Source organism: Tunturiibacter empetritectus (assembly GCF_013410875.1).
Classification (GTDB): Bacteria; Acidobacteriota; Terriglobia; order Terriglobales; family Acidobacteriaceae; genus Edaphobacter; species Edaphobacter empetritectus.
On record NZ_JACCCU010000001.1, the window covers coordinates 1592868 to 1609517 of the forward strand.

Below are 16650 nucleotides of genomic sequence, written 5' to 3' on the forward strand. Positions count from 1 at the left end.
TCCTAAAGTGAGACTGCAAAAGAGAAAGGACGAGTCACATAGAAGTTATGGCTGCACTTAATGGATGCAGTAAAGCTATCAGGTGTTGGATAGTTCGTGGGCGGGGGATTGGCTCTTGCGGTTTGCGGTCATTGGGTTGTGGAGAGGGTTAGCTGCTGCCAGATTTCGGGGTCGACGGGGACGCCGAGGCGCATGTTCTCTTCTCGAAGCTGCAGGGTCTGTTCGCCTGGGTAGCGGATCGGGTTGCTGGGATCGGCTGGCGTTGCTTGATGGAGAGAGTCGAGGATGCCTTCGGCGATGCGGGTGAGTTCGTCGGGATCGGCGATGGCGGTTGGGCTAATGGCGAGGAAGACCTGGGAGAGGCCGGACTCGCGAAGCGGATCGCTGGGAATCTGGTGGGTTGCGAGGCCGCCGGAGAGCATCGCGGCGAGCATGTCGAGGACGAGGGAGAGTCCTGAGCCCTTCCAGTAGCCGACGGGTAGGGCGCGCTGGGAGGACTCGATGGCTGCTGGATCGCGAGTGAGATTACCTGCGGTGTCGAAGCCGCCCTCGACGGGGAGAGGTTCCCCTCGTTTGCTGTAGGCGGCGAGCGTGCCGTAGGAGAACTGCGACATTGCCATGTCCAGTACGACGTGGCCGCCGGGGTGGGGGACGGCGATGACGAGGGGGTTGTTGCCGAGGGCGGGTGTGGTGGCTCCCCAGGGAGGGAGGTTGGCGAGGGTGTTGGTCCAGCAGAGGGCGAAGAGGCCTTGCTCGGCGGCCTGCCAGCCGTAGGTTCCGCCGCGCATCCAGTGGTTGGTGTTGGCGAGAGCGACTGCGCCTGTGCCGTGTTGTTGGGCGAGGGTGATGGCTCGTTGCATGGAGGCGTGGGCGTTGAGATTGCCGATGCCGCTATGGCCGTCCCATCGCTCGATGGCTCCGATGCCGGCGGATTTGGTGGGCTCTGCGTAGACGTCGATGCTGCCGTTGCGAATGGTTTCAACGAAGCGAGGGAATCGATTGAGGCCGTGGGTGTAAATGCCGTCGCGGGTGGTTTCTGCGAAGAGGCGGGCGCAGAGGGTGGCGCGGGCTTCGGTTAGTCCGAGTTGATGCATGGCGCGGAGGAGGGCCGCGTGGAGTTGGTCGAAGGGGACTCGAAGCATGGGTTCAGTTTAATGCTTGTCGAACCTATCTAACCAGAGGTTGCTTGTCCATTTCGATCAGAGGTTATTCGTGGATTCGGTGAATGCCTCAGGCGGTTAGTTCTTGCTGGATGCGGCGTGTTCGCTTGCCTGTTTCGAGTGCTCGAAGGCTTTTGTGGAGTGTTCGTGGGCTTGCTTGGAGAGCTCGTGGGCGGTGAGGTGATCGCCTTTGCCGTGCGCTGTGGCTGCGGCCTGATGGGCGTGGGCGGCTTTGTTGTGATACTCGGCGGCGCGGTCGTGCGGGCTCTGCGGCATGATGTACTCCTTGGCTTCTTGGATGCTTGTTCAGGCTAAAGTGGGAGCAGATTCTATCTCCCATCTTCTATCTGCCCCTCTTTTATCTGCCCATCCAGCCGCCGTCGACGGTGAGGACGGTCCCGGTGACGTAGTTGCTGGCGGGAGAGCTGAGGTAGAGTGCAGCGCCTGCGAGGTCTTCGGGTTGGCCCCAGCGCGCGGCGGGGATGCGGTCGAGGATCTGGCGGTTGCGGGTTTCGTCGGACTGAAGGGCTTCGGTGTTGGTGGTGGCGAAGTAGCCGGGTGCGATGGCGTTGACCTGGATGCCTTTGGGAGCCCACTCGTTGGCGAGGGCCTTGGTGAGTTGGGCTACGCCGCCTTTGCTGGCGGCGTAGGCGGGGACGCGGATGCCGCCCTGAAAGCTGAGCAGGGAGGCGATGTTGACGATTTTTCCGCAGTTTGTTTCGAGGCCGCCGCGTGGGATCATATCGCGGGCGGCGAGTTGGGAGAGTTGGAAGACGCTGGTGAGGTTGACCTGAAGGACCTGTTGCCAGTCTTCGAGGGTGACCTCTTCGGCGGCGGCGCGGAGGATGGTTCCTGCGTTGTTGATGAGGATGTCGACGCGGCCGAATCTTTCTTTGACCTGGGTGAATAGATCTTCGGCGCCATTGGTGGAGGCGAGATCGGCGCGAAAGGCTGCGGCGTTTTCGCCGATAGCTGCGGCGGTCTCTGTGGCGGCGCGGCGGTTGCCGTGGCAGGCTACCGTGGCTCCTGCTTGCGAGAGAGCGATGGCAATGGCTGCGCCTAGGCCGCTGGCGGAACCGGTGACGAGCGCTACTTTGTTGTCGAGGCGGAAGCTTTCGAGGATGTTGAAGGGCTTGGTGGGCATCTAGGCCAATGTACTGGGATCAGAGTTGAGGAGCAAACGGAATGAGAGGTTGACGACAAAGCGGGGGGTCCGTATGGTTGGGTATTGTTTGAGGAGACAACTATATGCGGTGGTTGACGAGGCTGACGGCTGTTTTGGGGGTCGGGATATTGATGGTATCGGCGGGGTGGTCGCAGGCAACGACGCCTGGAGCGGTTACGCAGGCACAGGTTGGGTTAGTGGATCTGCTGACGCCGAGTGATGTTGCGACTCGCGGCGCCGAGCAGCTTGAGAAGGCGAAGGCGAGTGCGAACGGGAGCTCCGGTGTGACGCTCGAGAAGTATCCGGCCCACTACACGATGATTACTGCGAGGGCGAAGAGCGGTGGGGCCGAGGTGCATGCCTACTACTCCGACTTTCTGATTGTGGTGGACGGAGAAGGGACAGAACTAACGGGTGGCACAGTGGTCGATGCAAAGGAAGGCGAGAATGGGGAGACGCGTGGGTCGCACCTGGAGGGTGCTACAGCTCATGTACTGCATAAGGGAGATATTCTTCACATTACGGCGGGGACGCCGCACCAGGCGATTGAAGGGCCGGGGCAGACGATCACGATCTTTGTCATCAAAGTGGAGAAGCCGGCGGTTAAAGGAAGCGTCGCTGCGAAATAGCCAGGTCGGCCCGCGGATGCTGATAGCGCGGGGGCTCTTATACTGGACTGGATCGGAGATAGGGAATGCGGCTTTGTCAGATGGCAGATGCGGTGCGCTACGGGCTGATGAACACCGAGGAGTTGCGGGAGACCTTTCTGCTGGAGGGGATGTTTGAAGTGGGGGAGATCGAATTTGCCTATGTGGACCTCGATCGAACGGTGATTGGCTCGGCGGTTCCTGTTAGCGAGGAGCTGACACTTGAGACTGAGCCGGAGTTGCGCTCGGAGTATTTTCTGGAGAGGCGTGAGCTTGGGGTTTTAAATGTAGGTGGGGCTGGTTCGGTGGTGGTAGATGGAAAGAGCTTTGAGATGGGTAAGCTGGACTGTCTCTATGTAGGTCGTGGAAGTAAGGCAGTTACTTTTTCGAGTGAGAGCGCGAATGATCCCGCTTACTTTTATCTCTTGAGTTATCCAGCTCATGCGGAGTATCCGACTTTGATGGTGAAGTTTGCTGATTTGCAGGGATTGCAGTTAGGAGCTGCCGAGACTTGTAACAAGCGGACTATTTATAAAGCTATCTATAAGGATGGAATTAAGAGCTGCCAGTTAGTGATGGGATTTACTTTGCTGGAGTCCGGAAGTAACTGGAATACTATGCCTCCGCATACACATATGAGACGGAGTGAGGTTTATTTTTACTTCGATGTGGATCCTGCGCACCGTGTACTGCATTTGATGGGACCGCCCGATGCTACGAGTCACCTCGTAGTGGCGGATAAGGAGGTAGTGGTATCGCCGGGCTGGTCGATCCACGCTGGAGTTGGGACGAAGAACTATGCTTTTTGTTGGGGGATGGGTGGCGAGAATCAAGCTTACGACGATATGGACCCTGTATCGATTGCGGACTTGAGATGAGCGATGCTTCGGCTGGGTTGACGATTCATGCGGCGGACGCTTGCAGGTGGGACCTGGTGAGTCTCGGTGAGGTGATGCTGCGGTTTGATCCTGGCGAAGAGCGGATTGCGGGAGCGCGGCACTTCCGCGTGTGGGAGGGCGGTGGCGAGTACAACGTGGCGCGCGGGCTGCGCCGGTGTTTCGGGAGACGAACATCAGTTGTTACGGTGCTCGCGGATAATCCGGTGGGTCGATTGCTCGAAGATCTGATGCGGGAGGGCGGTGTTGATCTGTCGCATCTGCAGTGGGTCGAGTATGACGGAATAGGGCGGGAGGCGCGCAACGGAATCTACTTTCTGGAGCGTGGATTTGGATTGCGCGGCGCTATGGGGATGATGGATCGGGGGCATACGCCGATCTCACAGATGAAGCCGGGGCAGGTCGATTGGGATGGGATTTTTGCCGGAGAGGGAGTGCGCTGGTTTCATACGGGTGGGGTGATGTGTGCGCTGTCGGCGGAGGCGCCTGCGGTGGCTCGAGAGGCGATGGTGGCGGCGCAGCGGCACGGGGTGGTTGTGTCATATGACTGTAACTATCGGCCGTCACTGTGGAAGAGTGCCGGTGGGCGGCAGGGAGCGAGCGATGTGAATCGGATGCTAGCTCCCTTTGTGGATGTGATGTTTGGGCATGTGGGGGATTTGGCGGCGGTCTTGTGTGACGCTTCGCATGGTGCGCCATGGCATAGTTACGAGAGCTATGGGGAGATGGCCACGCGGGTGTGCCAGGAGTTCGGGAATATCAAGGTGATTGCTACGACGACGCGGAGGCCGAAGACGGCGAACAGAAACGACTGGGGGGCGTTTGGGTATGCGGGGGGAAGGGTCTGCGAAAGTATTCGATTCGATGATCTTGAGGTGCTGGACCGTGTGGGTGGTGGGGATTCATTTGCGGCAGGTTTGATCTATGGGTTGATGGAGGCGAAGGGCTTGCAGTGGGCGCTTGATTGCGGCGTGGCGCATGGGGCGTTAGCGATGACGACGCCGGGGGATAGTTCGATGGCGACGCTGAGTGAGGTGGAGCGGGTTATGGCGGGTGGGTCGGCTGGAGTGCAGCGGTAGAGTTGAGATTAGGGAGAGCAATGGAGAAGACTGCGGTATTGCGGGAGTTGCGGGAGATTGGACTGGTGCCGGTTTTGCGGGCGGATTCGGTGGAGCAGGCGCTGGCGCTGGCGGATGCGATTGCGGCGGGTGGGGTGACCGTGCTTGAGGTGACGATGACGGTGCCGGGGGCGATTGAGGTGATGCGTCGGCTGGCAGAGCAACGGCCGGAGATCCTGATTGGGGCGGGGACGGTGCTGGATGCGGAGACGGCTCGGATGTGCATCCTCGAGGGGGCTCAGTTTGTGGTGAGTCCGGCGCTGAATGTGGCGACGATCGAGATGTGTCATCGGTATTCGGTTACGGTGCTGCCGGGTGCGCTGACTCCGACGGAGATTGTAACGGCGTGGCAGGCTGGGGCGGATGTGGTGAAGGTGTTTCCGGCGAGTGCGATGGGTGGGCCGAAGTACCTTACTTCTCTTAAGGGGCCGTTGCCGCATATCGAGATGATTCCTACTGGCGGCGTGATGTTGGGGACGGCGGCGGAGTTCCTGGAGGCGGGTGCGTTTGCGCTTGGAGTTGGCTCGGATCTGGTGGACAAGAAGATGATTGTGGACGGGCGACCTGAGGCGATCACCGATATTGCGCGGAGATACCTCGAGATTGTGAAGGCGTTTCGTTCGAGGCACCCGATTTAGTTTTTTGCGTGGGTGCCAGAGGGGAGCCAAGGCTTTGGGCGGGTGGTCCAGAGGAGGGGCTGGCGGATGGGGAAGGTGCGCTGGAGTTCGGCGTTGGGTGGGTCGGGGGGAAGGGTCTTCCAGAGGGCGGCGTACTCGGGGCGGTCGTAGGCTCGGGCGGCGAAGAGGAGGCCTGGGGATCGGAGGGGGAGCGAGGTGAAGTAGGTAGCGTCGGCTCGGTAGGGCCAGGTGCCGCGGTTGAGGAGGTAGGGGTAGAGGCGGGCGATGACGGTGTGCATGCCGGGGCCGTCCTGCAGCTCGTACTCCCAGGCGCTCTCGAAGCGGGTGGAGAGGAGGAGGCAGATGGCGGCGAGCATGTCGAGGTTGAAGAGGGTGTTGCGGTAGGGGTTGGGGGTGGTGAGTTCGTGGGGGAAGGTGCCGTCGGAGACGATCTGGGCGCGGAGGGTGGAGGTTCTGAACTGGTGGCGGAGTGTGGTGAGTGGTCGATCGTCGGCTGGCTCGGTGAGGCGGGCGATGGCGGAGGCCTGGAGGAGCCATGAGGTTCCGTGATGGCTCTTGTTGTCGCGGGCGAGGCCGGCTGTGCGTGAGGTGTTGAGCCAGTCTAAGTAGGCGGTGAACCATCTGGTCAGCCCGGCTAGTTCTTCGGAGGTTAGGGCTTCGGAGTTGAGTAGGAAGGGGAGCGATTGGACTACTTCTGCGAGGTGGACTGCCTCGACGACTCCTTCGAGGCGACCATTTTTTGCGGGGGGGATGGTTTGGGCGTATTGGAGGGTGGGGGTCATGCTGGTTGCGGGGGTGAGGAACCAGGCGCGGAGGTGGGCGGCGGCTTGCTGGGCGTAGCGGAGGTCGGTGGTGAGGAGGTAGGCGGCGGTGAGGGCGGGGACGGTGAGGCTGAGGTTAAGCAGGGCGTCGCGGTGGGCGGTGAAGGCGTCGGGATTGAGGTCTGGGCTCGGGTTCGTGTGTTGGGTCTGTTGCGTCCACGGTGCGGTGGGGTTGGCGGGGTCGGGGAAGAAATCTTCGGGTTCGGAGTAGAAGTCGTGGGGGGTGCCGGGGCTACGGGGGCAGGAAAGGGTGGTGAGGGGCACAGGAGGCTGCGTGAGGTAGCGGTTGGCCTGGGCGAGGATGCGGTCGTGGTCGATAGCGGCTACGTCGGGGCGGGCGGTGGGTTGGGTCTGGGTCTGGGTTTGGGTGTGGAGGAGATGCGGGGAGAGGAGGAGGGTCGCGGCTTGGGAGCAGAAGGTGCGGCGGGTGACGGCCATGGGGGTTTGAGCCTCTTCGGCGGAAAGAGTACCACGGGTTCTGGTTTGTCCGGGTACACCCCTCTCCCCACGGGGTATCTTGGACGGAACGTGCTTCTAATCAATGGGTTACAGTGGGGTGGTGTCTGTAAAATATTGATCCTAAATTGGTTGTGCGCAAAATATCTGGAATGAGCGGGTTAGGGGAGATTCCTCGTTTTTTGGTTAAATAGTTTGCTCCAGCCTTCCATAAAAATGCCGAGCGTGTGCCGGTGGCGATTTTGTTCCTGCTTCTATTTTAGCTTGTGGATGGAAACTAATGCGCCACGCGTAAAGCTTTGTGGTGAAGGGGGATCTGCGGTTTGGGGGGTTGACAAGTTTTTTGGGGACGGTTTTTCTGCGTAATGCTGGGCGGCAACGGGTTGGGTTTTTGAGAAGGGCTAACGGCGAGATGCGGGGCTTTCCGCTGCGTTGTTCGCGGTGAGAGTGTGAACAGCTTTGGTCGAAATGACGGAGTTTTTTGGATTGGAGAGAACAGGTGCAGGCGAAGACGAACTGCGGTTCGCGCTTTCGCGCGAATACCCCACCCTATCGCGATGAGACTGCGAAAGGATGGGGCACCCACAACGGGTTGGGCTGACGGCGAGATGCGGGGGCTTTCCGCTGCGTTGTTCGCGGTGAGAGTGTGAACAGCTTTGGTCGAGATGATGCGGCTTTTTGGATTGGGGAGAACAGGCAGGCGAAGACGAACTGCGGTTCGCGCTTTTGCGCGAATACCCCACCCTATCGCGATGAGACTGCGAAAGGATGGGGCACCCGCAACGATGAGACTGTGTACAGCTTCTGTCGAGGTGAAGACTTTTGTTTGAGGGGGGAAGGTTTGGACGTCGGGAGCAGGTGACGGCAGAGTAATGCGACAGCACATTTGTTGGTGTCGCTGGTCCCGTTGGGGGGATGACTCCCCCCTTGGGAGGTTTTAGATGGCTTCTGGTTTCAGGACGAGGTTCTGGCCCTCGCCGCTGGTTCTGGTGGTGAGGCCGCGGTTTTTGTCTTCGATGCGGCCGAAGGTGCTGACCAGAAGCCGTTGCATCTTGGCGGCGGCACCGGTGACGGCGGTGGGAATGTCGGAGGAGTCGTTGGTGACGGCCAGCGACTGATGGCGTTTAGGACGGACTTCCAGGCGGCAGCGCTTGTCTTGAGCTCCTGACTTGTCTCCGTTTTCGTCGCTGAGGTGGACTTCAACGCGGGTGATTTCGTCTTTGAATCGGTTGAGGATCCGATGAAGGTCGGAATCGATCAGGTTGGAGAGTTTTTTATGCATGGAGATGTTTTTATCGCTGCTGATCTGAATCTGCATTCGTTAAACTCCTTCTCACTTACATGCGAGGTTAGACGCATTGAGTTCGCAAGAAGTGGCTGGGTTTTTGAGGCTGCGAGGTTAGCAAGTTGTGCAAAACTTTTTGATTGTCAATCAGGTACTTCGATCAGGGACGAGCTTCATAGACTATGTTGAAGGGGGTCTCCGCAGCTCGCCGGAATCGACGGAAGCCTGCTTTGGTTACGACGTCGCGGATGCGGGCTTCTCCGGATTGCGCGCCAAGGCAAAGTCCGACCTCCTGCGATCGGGAACAAGGCGTACACAAGAGGGTTGAGAACGAGTAGTAGACCCGGCCTACAGGATTTAGATTGTCCTTTAAATCATCATTGGCGAAGGGTTCAACGATCATCCAGGTGCCGTCGCTGCGGAGAGACTGCAGGACATGGGTTGCGGCTCCGACGGGATCACCCATGTCGTGCAGAGAGTCGAAGACCGTGACGAAGTCGTAGTCCGTTCCAGGGTACTCTTTGGCTTTGGCGACTTCGAACGTAAGACGGTCAGCGAGTCCTTGCCGCTTCGCAGAGTCGCGAGCTCCAGCAATGGATTGGTCGTGATAATCGAATCCGAAGAAGTGGGAGTTAGGAAATGCCTGCGCCATCAAAATTGAGGAGGCACCTTTTCCGCAGCCCACGTCGGCGACCCGAGCCCCTGATTCGAGCTTTTGCTGGATGCCGTCGAGCGAAGGAATCCAGGAGCTCACGAGATTGGCTGCGTAGCCAGGCCGGAAGAATTTTTCACATCCGTGAAAGACACCCTCGTCGTGCTCATGCCAACCCATTCCGGCACCTGTGCGAAACGACTCGGTGATTCGTGGAACCGCTGCAAGAGAGCCGAGTGCAAGTTCAAAGGCACCGGGGAGATAGGCCGGGCTGTCTTCGTTCGCCAGGGTGAAGGCCTGTTCCTCAGACAGGCTGAACTTGCCTGCCTTCTCGTCGTAGGTGACGTATCCGCCGGCGGCTTGCGAGGCGAGCCATTCACGGACATAACGCTCATCGGTTGAGGTCTTGGCCGAAAGCTCGGCGGAGGTCATCGGCTGACTGGAGAGTGCCTTGTAGAGACCGAGTTTTTCCCCGATAACCACCATGCCTGCGTGTGCTGTTGCTCCGAGATCGCCGACAAAGCGCCCAACAAATGCATTGAGTTTTTCCATATCCAATGCCATAGGGTCTGCCCTCCGAAGCAGGCCATAATAGTAGTCCTAAGCGGACCTGGATCGCGAAGCTCAGTTCGACTTTTTGATTAAAAAGACGATATGGGTTGTGCAGCAAAAGAGTGCACCGGCAAACCGAGAAGCGGGTCTATTATTTTTTTGCGAGGGTTGCGGGTACCGTGTTGAGTTGGCATACGGCTACGGCGGAGTTGCGGTAGGGGCAGGAGAAGGCGGTAGCTGCCTGGGGGGAGAGGAGGAGCCAGGTGACTCCGTAGGGGCGCAGCCGCTCCGTCCTTTCGACGTCGGTGAGGTGATTCAGACCTAGTTGCGCGTCGCGATAGGGACCCCATACGGCAGCCAGTGCAGGAAAGAGAGAGGAGACTCCCTCGTCTTTGCTGTCGTTGAGGGTGCTTCGTTCCGCCATGGCGCGGAATCCGGGTTCGTCGTCGGAGCTATGGGTTGTAGTGGAGTCGGAGGCGAAGAGGGCCTGCGGGGGCGTGTGGGTGCGGACCCAGAGTAAGGCTTGCTCCTCGGGGCTGGATGGACGCTCCCAGGGCCATTCGATGTGCGAGGAGACGGGATAGGACTGGTTATCGCCATAGGCCATTCCTGCGATGGCAATGATGAGAACGGCGATTCCTGGCAGGACCCTTCGCCGGAGGATGTGCCGGCCGATGAAGCCGCCGAGCATGACGAGGCCGAGGACGTAAATGGTGTGAAAGCTTCGCAGCACCTGAAGGCGCATGAGCAGGCCGGGGTGGCTGGGGTGGACGAAGCAGAGGGAGGCCAGGCAGCTTGTGGCTCCGGTGAAGACGCAGGCCAGACAGAGCTTGCCGGTGTTGGAGCGGAGGCCGGACTTTATGGCGACGAAGGCCATGAGGAGAAGCGGGGCGATGAGGCCGAGGATCTCCTCGTCTTGCCAGCGGGAGAGGAAGTAGTAGCTACGGCTGAGCGCGGCTTCGCGGTAGTAGGGGGAGATGGGGTCGTGCCAGGTGATCCAGGCGATGAGGCCGCAGAGGAGGAAGGCGGCTCCGCAGAGAGCTGTGGCGGCGAGTGCACGACGTTGGTTGAGCAGCATCAGCGTGCAGAGGAAGCCGACCAGGTAGATGCCCATGAGCGGATGAAGTGCACAGGCGAGAAGGGTGAAGACGGCCATGCGGGTCCAGGAGCGATCGAGGCAGGCGACGATGGCGAGCAGAGTGAGCGGGGTGGAGAGCGAGCGGGCGGTGAGATAGGGATCTGCCACCAGCAAAGACGTGGCTGCGGCGGGCATGGTGAGGCAGACGGCGGCGAGGAGGGTGCCACTCCATCGGGCGTACTCCGAACGGAAGAGCCGCATGGCAAGGAGATGAGAGGCGAAGAGGAAGGCAAAGATGGAGAGGCTGTAGAGGAACAACAAAAGGATATTGAAGGGAAGGTGGGCGTGGATGGAGATCCAGGCCAGGAGATGGGAGAAGAGGGAGAGCCTGCTGTGGCCGTCGACGAATATAGCGTCGGCTTGAAAGAGCGAGGGGTTGATGGTTCGCTCGAGTCCTGCGACGTAGATGGCTCCATCCTGCGAGTAGGGATGATAGCCGTGGAGCAGGAAGGTGGCTGAGGCGAGAGCCGTGAGGGGGATGACTCTATTTCTTACATTGTTGCTGGAGCGGTCGAGAGTAGCCGGTGCGGTTTCGTAGGCTGCTGAGTCAACGGATAAAACTACCAAATTGTGTCTCCCAGAAAATCTTCAACATTGCTTCGTACGCTATTTTCTGGGTGTAGACTGCGCTTCCAGTTTTTAACGCTTGAGTATGAATGGACGCAGTTTCATATCATATGTTTCACCGTGAGCCGTCTACTCAGCTCTTTTTATAGCAGAGGTTAGACGAAGGACAAGCTGGATTTCGTACCTCTTTGAGTCTTATAAACAACTGTTTTTTACAGCTTGTTGCTCTATTGCGCGGATTAGTTGGTCTACAACGACTTAGGAGATGGCGGCGGTGACCAGGGCCTGAGCTTCGGTTTGTATTTGTTTGAGGTGGTCGAGGCCTTTGAAGGATTCGGCGTAGATCTTGTAGACGTCTTCGGTGCCGGAGGGGCGTGCGGCGAACCAACCATTCTCAGTCGTCACCTTGAGTCCGCCTATTGCGGCGTGGTTGCCGGGAGCTTCAGTGAGGATGGCGGTGATGGGCTCGCCAGCCAGCTGTTTTGCGGTGACTTGTTGCGGCGACAGTTTGGCTAGTTTGGCTTTTTGTTCTTTGGTGGCTGCGGCGTCGATGCGCTCGTAGACGGGGTTGCCGTATCTTTCCGTTAGTTCGATGTAGAGCTGGCCGGGGTCTTTGCCGGTGCGGGCGGTCATCTCGGCGGCGAGGAGGCCGGGGATGAGGCCGTCCTTGTCGGTGGTCCAGACCTGGCCATTACGGCGGAGGAAGGTAGAGCCGGCGGACTCTTCGCCGACGAAGCCGAGGGTGCCGTCGATGAGGCCGTCTACAAACCACTTGAAGCCTACAGGAACTTCGAGCATCGGGCGGTTGAGGCCTTTGGCTACGCGGTCGATGATGCTGGAGGAGACGAGGGTCTTGCCGATGCCGACCTGCGCGGACCACTGAGGACGGTGGGTGAAGAGGTATTGAATACACACAGCAAGGTAGTGGTTGGGATTGAGGAGGCCGGTGGTGCGGGTGACGATGCCGTGGCGGTCGTGGTCGGTGTCGGCGGCGAAGGCTACGTCGTACTTTTGCTTGTTGGCGATCATGCTGGCCATCGCGTAGGGGGAGGAGCAGTCCATGCGGATACGGCCGTCCCAGTCGGTGGTCATGAAGCGGAAGGTGGCGTCAACGTTGGGGTTGAGGATTTGTAACGGCAGGTGATACTTATCGGCGATGCGGGGCCAGTAGTGGACGCCGGCTCCTCCTAGCGGGTCGACGGCCAGCTTGAGGGTGGTGCCGGCGAGGACTTCGAAGTCGATGACGTTGGCGAGATCGTCGACGTAGGAGGTGATGTAGTCGTGGCGGTGGGTGGTGGGGGCGTTGAGGGCCTGGGTGTAGGGGATTTTTTTTACGGCGGTGAGGCCTGCAGCGATGATGTCGTTGGCACGGTTCTCGATCCACTTGGTGGCGGTGGTGTCGGCGGGGCCGCCGTTGGGTGGGTTGTACTTGAAGCCGCCGTCCTCTGGTGGGTTGTGGGAGGGGGTGATGACGATGCCGTCAGATTGATGATCTTTGTGCTTCGCGTTGTAGGTGAGGACGGCGTGGGAGAGAGCGGGGGTGGGGGTGTAGGCGAGGTCGGTGTCGACCATGACGTCGATGTTGTTGGCGGCGAGGACCTCGAGGGCGGTGGCGAAGGCGGGTTCGGAGAGGGCGTGGGTGTCCTGCGCCAGGAAGAGGGGGCCGGTGGCTTTTTGGGCGTTCTCAGGACTGTGGCGATAGTCGACGATGGCCTGGGTGATGGCGGCGATGTGGTCTTCGTTGAAGGCGGTTTTGAAGGCGCTGCCGCGGTGGCCGGAGGTCCCGAAGGCTACGCGCTGGACGGGGATGGCGGGGTCGGGATGAAGGGTGTAGTAGGCGGTGATGAGGCGGGAGAGATTGACCAGGTTGGCCGGGAGGGGAAGCTGGCCGGGCTGGTTGGGAGTCTGAGTTGGATTGCTCATACCGTCTTGTCCTTCTTGGTGTGCTGGTTGATTGTTGTGACCTTTGCTTTGACCCTTTGGCTCTATCTGACCCATTGACACTATATGGGATGCGGGTGTGTGGAAGATGTATGGCGCGGGTTTGCGGGGGAGAGCCGGGATTGACACGGAAGTCGCAGTTGAAGGTGCTTGTGTTTTGGGTGGTCTTAGCCTAAAACGGGAATGATCCGGGTTGTTTGTTTTGTAACGCTGCTGGGCCGCTTTCTAGCCGGCTTCGACGTGCGCTGTTGAGTATTGATCGTGGAAACGATGGCTGGTCTGGTTTGGCGCAAGGGTGCGTCGCGGGGCCTGTCCATGAGGGGTTGGATGGGTCAGGTACGACGGATTCTGCTACACGGGCTAGGGGTTGCGGGGTTGTGGGCGGCGGCTCTGCCGGCGTCTGCGGTGGAGGCGACGCTGGTGGCGGACGCCCATGTGAACAGTGCGCGGCCAGCGGTGAATAGCGGGACAATCTCGAATCTGAATGTGGGCGGCGGATATACGGCGCTGCTGCAGTTTGATCTTTCGATGCTGCCGGCGGGGACTACAGCTTCTCAGGTGTCGCGGGCGACGCTGCGGCTTTATTGCAATCGGATGGATACGACGGGTTCGGTGAGCGTGCAGCCGGTGAACGGGAGCTGGGGGGAGTACAGCGTGACGTATGCGACGCTGCCGTTGCTGGGGAGTGCGGTGAAGACGGTGCCGGTGGGGCAGGCCGGGGTTTATGTGGTGGTGGATGTGACGGGGCTGGTGCAGGGATGGGTGAGTGCTCCGACGACCAATAATGGGGTGGCTCTGACGGCGGGGACGGCGGTGGTGCAGTTCGACAGCAAAGAGAACGACCTGACGGGGCATGCCGCGGTGCTCGATGTAGCGCTGGCCTCGGGTGGAGCGACGGGGGCGACCGGGGCAACGGGGCCGGCCGGGCCTGCGGGACCGACGGGAGCTACGGGAGCTACTGGACAGGCTGGGCCAGTTGGTTCGCCGGGGCTGAGCTTTCAGGGGGCGTATGCTGCGGGTTCGACCTATGCGCTCGATGATGTGGTGACTTACTCGGGGTCGAGTTTTATTTCGTTGACCGGGGGGAACAAGGGTAATACGCCGGGGCTTACGGCGCAGTGGGCGGTGCTGGCGCAGGCGGGGACTGGTTCCGGTGGTGGGGGAACGGCTGGGCTGGCTTACGTGGGGACCTATGCCGCGACTACGAGTTACGTGCTGAATGCTGTGGTGACCTATCAGGGGTCGAGCTATGTTTCACTGATTGCGGCGAACCGTGGAAATACTCCGGGGATGAGTCCGGGGCAGTGGGGTGTGCTGGCGCTGGGGGCGGTGGGGATTCAGGGGCCAGCGGGTCCTGCGGGGGCGCCGGGGTTGCAGGGGTTGACCGGACCAACTGGACCGGCCGGGGCTGCTGGGCCTACGGGGGCTACGGGAGGGGCGGGTGCTCCGGGGCTGCCGGGGTTGGTTTATCAGGGCGCTTATGTTTCGACGACGAACTATGCGCTGGGAGATGTGGTGCTGTGGCAGGGAGCGAGCTATGCTTCGCTGCTGAATGGGAATCACGGGAATGCGCCGAGTGCGAGTCCAGGGCAATGGGGAGTGTTGACGGCGCAGGGACCGGCGGGGCCTACGGGAGCGCAGGGTTCGCAGGGGATTGCGGGGGCGCAGGGATTGCCGGGTTCGGTGGGGCCGAATGGACCTTCGGGTCCACAGGGTCTGCAGGGGATTGTGGGGCAGGCTGGGGCGCAGGGTTTGACGGGAGTTACAGGGGCGCAGGGGCTGAGTGGGCCGATGGGTCCGCAGGGGCCTGCGGGGCCGGTGGGGATGGCGTTTCGAGGGACGTACTCGTCTGCGGTGAACTATGGGCTGGGGGATGGGGTGCTGTTTGGCGGGTCAGCTTATGTCTCGCTGGTGGCGGGGAATATTGGAAGTACTCCGAGCTTGAGTCCGGCGCAGTGGTCGGTGTTCGCTACTGGGGCTACGGGAGCTACCGGGGCGCAGGGTCCGGCGGGTCCGCAGGGATTGCAGGGTCCGGCTGGGTTTGCTGGAGCGGCAGGGACTCAGGGGGCTACGGGCGCTACGGGGCCGCAGGGGCCTCCGGTGGCAAACTATACGGGGAATTATGCCTCATCGACGAACTATGCGCTGCATGATGCTGTGAGCTTCAATGGATCGACTTATGTTTCGCTGGTGGCGGGGAATGTTGGGAATACCCCTTCGCTGAGTCCTTCGCAGTGGGCGGTGCTGGCAGCAGAGGGAGTTGCTGGACCGGCGGGTGTCGCAGGGCCAGCGGGTTCGACTGGGCCAGCGGGGGCGCAGGGTCAGACGGGAGTGCAGGGTCCACCGGGAGTGGCCGGTCCTGCTGGGCCGGCGGGGGCGGTAGGCGTGACGTTTCGCGGGCCGTGGAGTTCTGCGGTTTCTTATCACGCGAATGATGTGGTCAGTTATGGGGGTTCGACTTATCTGGCGACGACCGGGTCGGTTGGTTCGGAGCCAGATATTTCGCCGGCGGTGTGGGCTGTGCTGGCGCAGAATGGAAGCGCGGGAGCCACAGGACCGGCTGGGGCTGCGGCTTCTGTGAGCGTGGGGACGGTGACGACGGGTGCTGCGGGGACGCAGGCGAGCGTGACCAATGTCGGGAGTGGAAGTGCTGCGGTGTTGAACTTCACGATTCCGCAGGGCGCGGCGGGGGCGAATGGGACGGGCGGGGGGGGCGGGGCGGGGACGAGTGGGATACCGTTTGCTTCGGTGTATCACTCGGTGTCGTTCAATCTGCTGTTTCATTCGGTGAATAGTGCCGTGGACGCTTCGACGGAGACCGACGCTGTTTTGACCTGGGTTCCGGCGGGATGTACGGCGACGCAGTTGAGTGTGTTTTCGCGTGAGACGATAAACACGGTGAATGTGATTCTGCGACAGGGGACGCCGGGGAGTATGGCGAATACTTCGCTGGTTTGTACGGTTGCTCCGGGTGCGTCGTGTATTCAGGAGGGCAATGTGACAGTGGCGGCGGGGAACTTTGTGGACTTTACGGTGACGGGTGCGAGTGGGACGGCTACTGGGATGTGGATGGCACTGGCTTGTAACTGATGTGTCCTGCCGGACGGGCCTCCTGCGCGGAGGGCGGTCACTTCGTGACTTGTGTACCCCCTTCGGGTGGCGCTCCCGCTGGTCGCGAAGAAAGATCTTGTGCCGGCCATTACAGGCCTTCGGAGAGAGAGGTGCGGAGGTCTTTTGCCAGTGCGGGGAGGGTGGTGAGCTGGGCGGGGGTGGGGGCTTTCAGGATGTGCTCGATCTGGCGGGCGATGTCGGTGCCTTGCTGATAGCCGAACATGCCGAGAGAGCCGGTGAGCTTGTGGGCGATGCTGTAGGCCTCGAGACGGGGTTCTTCGGGGAGGGTGCCGGAGGCTGCGAGGGAGGCAGTGCGGTCGAGCAGGTCGAGACGTTCGCGCAGGGTTGGAAGGTTTTTCTTCCAGAGACTGGCGAGGACGTTGTCGATCTGATCAGCTTTCTTCATAGTGAAGTGGCTTAGCTCGGCGTGCCGGTGGAAGATCGAACCCAGTTGGCTGCCAAAGCATGCGGGTAGTTTACTGCGGATTGGCGGATAGGTGGAA

14 protein-coding genes are annotated in these 16650 nt (G+C 60.6%); 5 read left to right on the forward strand and 9 right to left on the reverse strand.

The window, feature by feature from the left end; genetic code table 11:
• Positions 1 to 128 precede the first annotated feature (128 nt).
• The 3 genes from yiaK to HDF08_RS06770 form a co-directional block, all read right to left on the reverse strand.
• Complete coding sequence (gene yiaK, locus HDF08_RS06760; protein ID WP_179637754.1) at positions 129 to 1142, reverse strand: 3-dehydro-L-gulonate 2-dehydrogenase; 1014 nt, start codon at positions 1140 to 1142, stop codon at positions 129 to 131.
• Between the two features lie 96 nt (positions 1143 to 1238).
• Positions 1239 to 1436 carry a DUF1771 domain-containing protein gene (locus tag HDF08_RS06765; RefSeq protein WP_179637755.1) on the reverse strand — a complete coding sequence of 66 codons (198 nt, stop codon included), beginning with the start codon at positions 1434 to 1436 and terminating at the stop codon, positions 1239 to 1241.
• 82 nt (positions 1437 to 1518) lie between these two features.
• Entirely contained in the window at positions 1519 to 2304 is a 786-nt protein-coding gene (locus HDF08_RS06770; protein WP_218884517.1) for a glucose 1-dehydrogenase, read from the reverse strand.
• Between the two features lie 104 nt (positions 2305 to 2408).
• Here HDF08_RS06770 and HDF08_RS06775 point away from each other — a divergent pair, with 104 nt between their 5' ends.
• The 4 genes from HDF08_RS06775 (at position 2409) to HDF08_RS06790 (ending at position 5624) form a co-directional block, all read left to right on the forward strand.
• Positions 2409 to 2954, forward strand: a complete 546-nt coding sequence (locus HDF08_RS06775; protein WP_179637756.1) for a hypothetical protein — start codon at positions 2409 to 2411, stop codon at positions 2952 to 2954.
• 65 nt (positions 2955 to 3019) lie between these two features.
• Complete coding sequence (gene kduI / locus HDF08_RS06780) at positions 3020 to 3850, forward strand: 5-dehydro-4-deoxy-D-glucuronate isomerase (protein ID WP_179637757.1); 831 nt, start codon at positions 3020 to 3022, stop codon at positions 3848 to 3850.
• Positions 3847 to 4947 carry a sugar kinase gene (locus tag HDF08_RS06785; RefSeq protein ID WP_179637758.1) on the forward strand — a complete coding sequence of 367 codons (1101 nt, stop codon included), beginning with the start codon at positions 3847 to 3849 and terminating at the stop codon, positions 4945 to 4947. Before kduI ends, HDF08_RS06785 begins: the two co-directional genes overlap by 4 nt.
• Positions 4948 to 4967: 20 nt before the next feature.
• Entirely contained in the window at positions 4968 to 5624 is a 657-nt protein-coding gene (locus tag HDF08_RS06790) for a bifunctional 4-hydroxy-2-oxoglutarate aldolase/2-dehydro-3-deoxy-phosphogluconate aldolase (protein WP_179637759.1), read from the forward strand.
• On the opposite strand, the gene HDF08_RS06795 is transcribed toward HDF08_RS06790, so the two are convergent.
• The 5 genes from HDF08_RS06795 to pgm form a co-directional block, all read right to left on the reverse strand.
• A complete protein-coding gene (locus HDF08_RS06795) occupies positions 5621 to 6883 on the reverse strand; it encodes an alginate lyase family protein (RefSeq protein ID WP_179637760.1) in 1263 nt (420 codons plus the stop codon). The genes HDF08_RS06790 and HDF08_RS06795 overlap by 4 nt on opposite strands.
• Positions 6884 to 7838: 955 nt before the next feature.
• Positions 7839 to 8219 (reverse strand): HPF/RaiA family ribosome-associated protein, encoded by a 381-nt coding sequence (locus tag HDF08_RS06800; RefSeq protein WP_179637761.1) that lies wholly within the window; start codon positions 8217 to 8219, stop codon positions 7839 to 7841.
• 127 nt (positions 8220 to 8346) lie between these two features.
• Positions 8347 to 9402 (reverse strand): class I SAM-dependent methyltransferase, encoded by a 1056-nt coding sequence (locus HDF08_RS06805; protein WP_179637762.1) that lies wholly within the window; start codon positions 9400 to 9402, stop codon positions 8347 to 8349.
• Between the two features lie 139 nt (positions 9403 to 9541).
• Positions 9542 to 11095, reverse strand: a complete 1554-nt coding sequence (locus tag HDF08_RS06810; RefSeq protein ID WP_179637763.1) for a hypothetical protein — start codon at positions 11093 to 11095, stop codon at positions 9542 to 9544.
• Between the two features lie 258 nt (positions 11096 to 11353).
• Positions 11354 to 13018: a phosphoglucomutase (alpha-D-glucose-1,6-bisphosphate-dependent) gene (pgm, locus tag HDF08_RS06815; RefSeq protein WP_179637764.1), complete on the reverse strand. Its 1665-nt coding sequence runs from the start codon at positions 13016 to 13018 to the stop codon at positions 11354 to 11356.
• Between the two features lie 345 nt (positions 13019 to 13363).
• Here pgm and HDF08_RS06820 point away from each other — a divergent pair, with 345 nt between their 5' ends.
• Positions 13364 to 16126 (forward strand): DNRLRE domain-containing protein, encoded by a 2763-nt coding sequence (locus HDF08_RS06820; protein WP_179637765.1) that lies wholly within the window; start codon positions 13364 to 13366, stop codon positions 16124 to 16126.
• A gap of 109 nt (positions 16127 to 16235) precedes the next feature.
• On the opposite strand, the gene HDF08_RS06825 is transcribed toward HDF08_RS06820, so the two are convergent.
• On the reverse strand, positions 16236 to 16553 hold the full coding sequence (locus tag HDF08_RS06825) for an Hpt domain-containing protein (RefSeq protein WP_179637766.1): 318 nt from the start codon (positions 16551 to 16553) through the stop codon (positions 16236 to 16238).
• Positions 16554 to 16650 lie beyond the last annotated feature (97 nt).

What these genes read in the sequence shown, in the direction of transcription:
- HDF08_RS06805 (WP_179637762.1), bottom strand. Translation starts at nt 9,402, where the DNA reads ATGGCATTGGATATGGAAAAACTCAATGCATTTGTTGGGCGCTTTGTC.
- pgm (WP_179637764.1), bottom strand. Translation starts at nt 13,018, where the DNA reads ATGAGCAATCCAACTCAGACTCCCAACCAGCCCGGCCAGCTTCCCCTC.
- HDF08_RS06770 (WP_218884517.1), bottom strand. Translation starts at nt 2,304, where the DNA reads ATGCCCACCAAGCCCTTCAACATCCTCGAAAGCTTCCGCCTCGACAAC.
- yiaK (WP_179637754.1), bottom strand. Translation starts at nt 1,142, where the DNA reads ATGCTTCGAGTCCCCTTCGACCAACTCCACGCGGCCCTCCTCCGCGCC.
- kduI (WP_179637757.1), top strand. Translation starts at nt 3,020, where the DNA reads ATGCGGCTTTGTCAGATGGCAGATGCGGTGCGCTACGGGCTGATGAAC.
- HDF08_RS06785 (WP_179637758.1), top strand. Translation starts at nt 3,847, where the DNA reads ATGAGCGATGCTTCGGCTGGGTTGACGATTCATGCGGCGGACGCTTGC.
- HDF08_RS06790 (WP_179637759.1), top strand. Translation starts at nt 4,968, where the DNA reads ATGGAGAAGACTGCGGTATTGCGGGAGTTGCGGGAGATTGGACTGGTG.
- HDF08_RS06765 (WP_179637755.1), bottom strand. Translation starts at nt 1,436, where the DNA reads ATGCCGCAGAGCCCGCACGACCGCGCCGCCGAGTATCACAACAAAGCC.
- HDF08_RS06800 (WP_179637761.1), bottom strand. Translation starts at nt 8,219, where the DNA reads ATGCAGATTCAGATCAGCAGCGATAAAAACATCTCCATGCATAAAAAA.
- HDF08_RS06820 (WP_179637765.1), top strand. Translation starts at nt 13,364, where the DNA reads ATGGGTCAGGTACGACGGATTCTGCTACACGGGCTAGGGGTTGCGGGG.
- HDF08_RS06825 (WP_179637766.1), bottom strand. Translation starts at nt 16,553, where the DNA reads ATGAAGAAAGCTGATCAGATCGACAACGTCCTCGCCAGTCTCTGGAAG.
- HDF08_RS06775 (WP_179637756.1), top strand. Translation starts at nt 2,409, where the DNA reads ATGCGGTGGTTGACGAGGCTGACGGCTGTTTTGGGGGTCGGGATATTG.
- HDF08_RS06795 (WP_179637760.1), bottom strand. Translation starts at nt 6,883, where the DNA reads ATGGCCGTCACCCGCCGCACCTTCTGCTCCCAAGCCGCGACCCTCCTC.